This window comes from Streptomyces lacrimifluminis, assembly GCF_014646095.1.
Taxonomy (GTDB): Bacteria; Actinomycetota; Actinomycetes; order Streptomycetales; family Streptomycetaceae; genus Streptomyces; species Streptomyces lacrimifluminis.
On sequence record NZ_BMMU01000005.1, the window covers coordinates 226479 to 233247 of the forward strand.

A 6769-nucleotide genomic window follows, 5' to 3' on the forward strand; every position below is an offset into this window, starting at 1 on the left:
CACGACGTGGGTAAGAACGCTCCGGGCCGGACCGCGACGTCAGTAAGGCCGGGCCGTCGGGCTCCCACCAGGGACGCTTCACCGGTTTGGACCAATGCCTGTCCCACTATCAGATCAACCTGGCATTTCCGCAGGCCACACACGGTGAACGCACCGTTGACGGGCACAGAGCACCACTGATAGATACCTGATCAACCCGCTTGGCCCACCCGGTCGAGCCGGGCCCGGCAGCCCCACCCTGCCGTCCCTGCGCGAGTGATGACACGAGGCCAGGTTCTATGAATGCTCACGACCGGCGCAGCAGAGAGAACCGAAGCCCGAGGAGCGGTACGGTCCGGCTTCTCGCCACCGTCCTCACGCTCGCGGCCGTTGTCCCGGCGCCGTCAGCCCTCGCGCCCCAGCGGGCGTCGGCGGCGGACGGCGACAAGGTCCTCACCGTCGCCGTCGCCCAGAGCGTCGACTCCCTGAGCCCCTTCCTGGCGTCCAGGCTGGTCAGCACCAGCATCCACCGGCTGATGTACGAGTACCTGACCAACTACGACCCCAAGGACGCCCACCCGGTTCCGGCGCTCGCCACCAAGTGGACGCCGTCCGCCGACAAGCTCACCTGGACGTACACGATCCGCTCCGACTCCACGTGGTCGGACGGGCGGCGGACCACCGCCGAGGACGCGGCGTGGACGTTCAACAAGATGATGACCGACGAGGGGGCCGCCACCGCGAACGGCAGCTACGTCGGCAACTTCGAGAAGGTGACGGCTCCGAGCCCGACCCGGCTCGTCATCGAACTGAAGAAGCCGCAGGCCACGATGGCCGCCCTCGACGTGCCGATCGTGCCCAAGCACATCTGGGAGAAGGTCGGGGACTTCTCCGATTTCAACAACGACAAGAGCTTCCCCGTCGTCGGCAACGGGCCGTTCGTCCTCACCGACTACAAGGCCGACAGCTACGTCCGCCTCAAGGCCAACAAGAACTTCTGGCGCGGCGCCCCGAAGTTCGACGAACTGGTCTTCCGGTACTACAAGGACCAGGACGCCGCCGTCGCCGCCCTGCGCAAGGGCGAGGTCTCCTTCGTCGCCGGGGCCCCCGCCCTGACGCCCGCTCAGGCCCAGTCCCTCAAGGGCGTGAAGAACATCCGCGTCAACGAAGCGCCCGGCCGCCGCTTCTACGCCCTCGCCGTCAACCCTGGCGCGAAGGCCGCGAACGGCGAGAAGTTCGGTGACGGACATCCCTCGCTCCTCGACGAGCGGGTGCGGCACGCGCTGTTCACGGCCGTGGACCGTACGACCCTCATCGACAGAGTCTTCCAGGGCCACGCGGTCGAGGGCGAGGGCTACATCCCGCCGCGCTTCTCGACGTACTTCTGGAAACCGTCGGCGAGCCAGAAACTCGCCTACGACCCCGCGAAGGCCGCCCAACTCCTCGACCAGGCCGGCTACCGGAAGAACGGCGACGGCAAACGGGTCGGCAAGGACGGCAAGCCGATCACCTATCGCATCCTGTGCCACGCCACCGACCCCAACGACAAGGCCGTCGGGCAGTACCTCCAGGAGTGGTGGAGCGACCTCGGCATCGGTGTGCAGCTCGACTGTCTGGACAACGTGAGCGATCCCTGGCTGGCGGGCACCTACGACCTCGCCTTCGACGGCTGGTCCGTCAACCCCGACCCCGACTTCGTCCTGTCGATCCACACCTGTGGGGCCCTGCCCGCCACGCCCAAGGACGTGGGCGCGACCGACAACTTCATCTGCGACAAGAAGTACGACGACCTGTACGCGCGCCAGCTCGCCGAGTACGACCCGGCCGAACGGGCGAACATCGTCAAGCAGATGGAGTCACGGCTGTACGACCTCGGGTACATGAACGTCATGGCGTACCCGAACGCGGTCGAGGCCTACCGCACGGACCAGATCAAGTCGATCACCACCATGCCGGAGAAGGCGGGCAACATCTACGGCCAGGACGGCTACTGGAGTTGGTGGTCGGCGGTTCCCGCCTCCGCCGACAGCTCGTCCGACGACTCCGGCTCGACGGGGGTCATCGCGGGCACCGTCGGAGGTCTCGCGGTCGTCCTCGGCGCGGTGGTGTTCTTCGTGATGCGCCGCCGGGCCGGTGCAGAGGATCGCGAGTAGCCGATGAACGACCGTGCCCCGAAGGGCTGTTGATGACCGCTGACGCAGTGTCGGCGTCGGTCGTGGAGTCCGGCGGTGCGGCCCTCGCCGCCCCGCCGGACCGCGGTCCGCGCCGCAACCGGGCCGCCTATCTGCGGTACGGGGCGGGCAAGCTGGGCGGCGCCGTCGTCTCCCTGCTCGCCGTCCTCGTCACCAGCTTCTTCCTCTTCCGGCTGATCCCCGGCGACCCGGTCAAGACCATGACGGGCGGACGCCAGGTGTCGGCCGCCCAACTGGCTTCCTACCGAAGGGAGTTCGGCCTCGATCTGCCGCTGTGGCAGCAGTTCACGGACTACTGCGGCAAGGCTCTCACCGGCGACCTCGGCACGTCGTACCAGTTCCGGGCCCCGGTCATCGACAAGATCACCGAGGCGCTGCCGAACACCCTGCTCCTGACCGTCACCTCGTTCGTCCTGTACACCGCGCTCGGTATCTTCCTCGGCACCCGTGCCGCATGGCGCAACGGCGGACCGGGCGACCGGCTCAACACCGGTCTGGCGCTCGCTCTCTACTCGATTCCGTCGTTCTGGCTCGGGCTGCTGCTCATCATCGTCTTCTCGGTCGGCGTGGGCCCGGTCCCCGGACTCTTCCCGACCGGCGGCATGGAGTCGGGCGGTGAGACCGGCTTCGCGTACGTCCTCGATGTCGCCCACCATCTCGTCCTGCCGGTGGTGACGCTGGTCGCGGTCGAGTACGGGCAGACCCTGCTGGTCACGCGCTCGGCACTGCTCGACGAGATGGGCGGCGACTATCTGACGACCGCCCGTGCCAAGGGCCTCAGGGACGACCTGGTCCGGCGCAGGCACGCCGTACCGAACGCCATGCTGCCGACCATGACGCTGATCTTCGTCAACCTCGGCCGGACCGTCGCGGGAGTGATCCTCGTCGAGACCGTCTTCTCCTGGCCGGGCCTCGGCGGGCTCTTCTACCAGGCGCTGAGCGTGCCCGATCTCCCACTGGTCCAGGGGCTGTTCTTCGTCTTCGCCGCGGCCGTGATCGTGATGAACACGCTGGCCGACCTGCTCTATCCGCTCCTCGATCCCCGGGTGGGCCGATGACCGCCGAAACGACTCCCCCGGCGGCGCGGGCTCCGGCCGGTCCGCGACAGCTCGCCCGGCAGCGGCGCCGCGCCTCCCTCGTCCGGTTCTGGAACCGGTACCGAAGTCACCGCGCCGGCCTCCTGGGACTGGCCCTGCTCGCCCTCTTCGCGCTGGCAGCGCTGACCGCGCCGCTGACGGTCGGCCCGGACGTGGCGAGCGTGACGGAGGCGCCGGGCCGGCCGATGGAGAGTCCGAGCGGTGACTTCCCGCTCGGCACCGACCGGTTCGGGCGCGATCTGCTGGGTCTGCTCATCTGGGGCACGCGGGTCTCGCTGCTCATCGGGCTGCTCGCCGCCCTGCTCTCGGTGGTGATCGGCGCCCTGGTCGGGATCACCGCCGGACACTTCCGCGGGGTGTACGACACCGTGATGATGCGGGTGACGGACTGGTTCCTGGTGATGCCGACACTGGTGCTCGCCATCGCGCTGGCCACCGTCATGTCCCGCTCGCTGGGCACCATCGTGCTGGCGATCGGCGTGACGTCCTGGCCGACGACGGCCCGGCTGGTGCGGGCGCAGACGCTCGCGGTGGAGTCGCGGCCGTACATCGAACGCGCGAAGGCGCTCGGCGGCGGGCACCGGCACGTCATGTCCCGGCATGTGCTGCCCAACGTGATGCCGCTGGTGCTGGCGCAGGCCACTCTGATCATCTCCTCCTCCATCCTCGCCGAGGCGACCCTCGCCTTCCTCGGGCTCGGCGATCCGACGGTCGTGTCCTGGGGCGGCCTGCTCCAGGAGGCACGCGAGGCGGGCGCGGTCAGCTCCGGCGACTGGTGGTATCTGGTGCCGCCGGGCATCGCGATCGCCGTCGTCGCGCTGGCGTTCACACTGTGCGGGCGCGCGGTGGAGTCCGTTCTCAACCCCAGGCTGGGGGTGGCCCGTTGACGCTGCTGGAGGTCCGGGACCTCAGGGTGACCTACCCGGGCGGGGTGGCCGCCGTGCGCGGGGTGGACCTGTCGCTGGCGGCCGGCCAGAAACTCGGCATCGCGGGCGAGTCGGGCTGCGGCAAGTCGACGTTGGCGCTCGCGCTGCTCAGGCTGCTGCCCGCCGGGACCCGGATCGGCGGGGAGATCCTGCTGGACGGTGAGGACATCCTGACGATGCGGTGGGGACGCGTACGGGCGGTCCGCTGGGCGGGAGCGTCGATCGTCTTCCAGGGGGCGATGCACTCGCTCAACGCCGTGCACCGCGTGGGCGACCAGATCGCGGAGCCGATTCTGCTGCACCGCGGAGCGACCGCCGCCGCCGCGCGGAGGAGGGCCGGTGAACTGCTGGAGCAGGTGGGTCTGCCGTCGGCGCGGGCTTCGGCGTATCCGCACGAACTCTCCGGCGGCCAGCGCCAGCGCGTCATGATCGCCATGGCGCTGGCCTGCGACCCGCGGCTGATCATCGCCGACGAGCCCACGACAGCCCTGGACGTGATGATCCAGGCGCAGATCCTGCGGCTGATCGAACAGCTCGTCGCCGAGCAGGACCTGGGCCTGATCATGATCAGTCACGACCTCGCGGTCCTCGCCGACACCTGCGACCGCCTCGCCGTGATGTACGCGGGCCGGGTGGTCGAGGAGGGTCCGGCCCGGCAGGTGCCCGCGGGCTCCCGGCACCCGTACGCGCAGGCGCTGTCGGCGGCGTTCCCCCGCATCGGCGACCCGGCGTCGCGGTTCGCCCCGCGCGGCCTGCCGGGCGATCCGCCGGACCCGGCCGCGCTGCCGCCGGGCTGCGCCTTCCACCCGCGCTGCCCGGTGGCGCTGGAGTCCTGCGCCGTACAGGACCAGGAGCTGCGGGAGGCGGGCGCGGGGAGACGGGCGGCGTGCGTGCATGTGGCTTCGGGCACGGCGGTGCCCGGAGAGACACCGGAGGGGGAAGACATGAGGAGCAGCGCGCCGTGAGTGAGGACCAGCAGCCCCTGACGGAGGACCGGCACGCGCCGGCCTCCGCTCCCCCCGACACCACCCCGCCGCTGCTGACCGCCGAGGGCCTCCACGTCGCCTTCCCCGGCCGGCAGGGCGCCCCGACCGCCCGTGCCGTCGACGGTGTCGACCTCGACATCCGGCCGGGCGAGATCATCGCGCTGGTCGGTGAGTCCGGCTGCGGCAAGACAACGCTGGCCCGCTCGCTCCTCGGCCTGGTGCGGCCGACCGCTGGACGCGTCAGCTTCGGCGGGAAGCCGCTCGACTACTCCTCACGGGCGCTGAAGGCTTACCGCGGACGCGTCCAGCTGGTGCTGCAGGATCCGTCCGGATCACTGAACCCGCGGCACACGGTGTACGACGCCGTGGCCGAAGGGCTGCGGATCCACGGATACGCCGGAGACGAGCGGGCGGCGGTCGCGGGAGCCCTTTCCCGGGCGGGCCTGCGACCACCCGAGCGCTTCTTCCTGAGTTACCCGCACGAGCTGTCCGGAGGCCAGCGCCAGCGTGTGGTGATCGCCGGCGCTCTGGTCCTGGAGCCCGAACTCATCGTCGCCGACGAGCCGGTGGCCTCGCTGGACGCCTCCGTGCGCGGCGAGATCCTGGCCCTGCTGCTGCGCCTGCGGGCCGAACTGGGCCTGTCCGCCCTGGTGGTGACCCACGATCTGGGCCTGGCGTGGAACATCGCCGACCGGGTCGCGGTGATGTACCTGGGCCGGATCGTGGAGACGGGGGCGGTCGAGCAGGTCCTCTCGGCGCCTCAACACCCGTACACCCAGGCCCTGTTGTCGGTCCTCCCGGAGGCGCCGGGCGACCCGGTGGTACTCACCGGCGAACCCCCGGACCCCTCCCGTGTCCCCACCGGCTGCCGCTTCCACGTCCGCTGCCAGATCCTGGCGAGCGGGGAGGCGGAACGCGCGGGCATCGCGTCCGCCTGCCGGAACGAGGATCCGGCGGTGCTGGGCGGCGGCAGCGGGGAACAGGTGGCGTGCCATTGGGCACGGGCGAAGGTCCCCGGCTGACGTCGTGAACGACGGCATGCGCCACCGGTGAAACGCCGCGTACCGGAAGGCGGCTTATTCGTTCGACAGCCGGCCGCCGATCCGGGATGCTCACCGGCGATGACACGAACCGATACGCCTCCCGCGTGGGACGAGCGCACTCAGCTGGCCACCTTCCTCGACTACGTACGTGACACCGCCCGCGCCAAGTGCGAGGGCGTCTCCCCCGAGGACGCCGTGAAGGCGCCCCTGCCGGGATCGCCGTTGATGACGCTGTGCGGGCTGATCAGCCATCTGCGGTGGGTGGAGTTCTGGTGGTTCCAGGTGGTGTTCCTGGGCGGGGAGCTGGTGGGCCCGCTCGCCGACTGCACGGACGACGACCCGGACCCGGAGATGCGGCTGGCCGTACTGACCCCGCTCGCCCAGCTCCTCGCCGAGTACGAGGAACAGAGCGCCCGGTTCCGGGAGCTGGTCGCGGCCCACGACCTCGACGACGAGGCCAGGAAGCCCGTCCGCGACGGCCTCAAGGTGAACCTGCGCTGGGTGATCCTCCACGTGATCGAGGAGACCGCCCGCCACAACGGCCAC

At 70.4% G+C, this 6769-nt stretch carries 6 protein-coding genes; all 6 read left to right on the top strand.

All coding sequences use genetic code 11. The features are described 5' to 3' along the window. Nucleotides 1-278: 278 nt before the first annotated feature. Nucleotides 279-2132, top strand: coding sequence for an ABC transporter substrate-binding protein (locus tag IEY89_RS10975; protein ID WP_189147132.1), 1854 nt, complete (start codon nt 279-281; stop codon nt 2130-2132). 32 nt (nt 2133-2164) lie between these two features. Beyond that, the gene (locus IEY89_RS10980) at nt 2165-3229 is read left to right on the top strand and encodes an ABC transporter permease (RefSeq protein ID WP_189147133.1); all 1065 of its coding nucleotides are present in this window, start codon (nt 2165-2167) and stop codon (nt 3227-3229) included. Continuing rightward, nucleotides 3226-4155: an ABC transporter permease gene (locus IEY89_RS10985; protein ID WP_189147134.1), complete on the top strand. Its 930-nt coding sequence runs from the start codon at nt 3226-3228 to the stop codon at nt 4153-4155. Before IEY89_RS10980 ends, IEY89_RS10985 begins: the two co-directional genes overlap by 4 nt. Next, nucleotides 4152-5159: an ABC transporter ATP-binding protein gene (locus tag IEY89_RS10990; protein WP_189147135.1), complete on the top strand. Its 1008-nt coding sequence runs from the start codon at nt 4152-4154 to the stop codon at nt 5157-5159. Before IEY89_RS10985 ends, IEY89_RS10990 begins: the two co-directional genes overlap by 4 nt. A gap of 17 nt (nt 5160-5176) precedes the next feature. Next, nucleotides 5177-6202: an ABC transporter ATP-binding protein gene (locus IEY89_RS10995; protein WP_189147231.1), complete on the top strand. Its 1026-nt coding sequence runs from the start codon at nt 5177-5179 to the stop codon at nt 6200-6202. A gap of 99 nt (nt 6203-6301) precedes the next feature. Next, a partial coding sequence (locus tag IEY89_RS11000) for a DinB family protein (protein ID WP_189147136.1) occupies nt 6302-6769 on the top strand: 468 nt, incomplete at its 3' end.

What these genes read in the sequence shown, in the direction of transcription:
- IEY89_RS10975 (WP_189147132.1), top strand. Translation starts at nt 279, where the DNA reads ATGAATGCTCACGACCGGCGCAGCAGAGAGAACCGAAGCCCGAGGAGC.
- IEY89_RS10980 (WP_189147133.1), top strand. Translation starts at nt 2,165, where the DNA reads ATGACCGCTGACGCAGTGTCGGCGTCGGTCGTGGAGTCCGGCGGTGCG.
- IEY89_RS10985 (WP_189147134.1), top strand. Translation starts at nt 3,226, where the DNA reads ATGACCGCCGAAACGACTCCCCCGGCGGCGCGGGCTCCGGCCGGTCCG.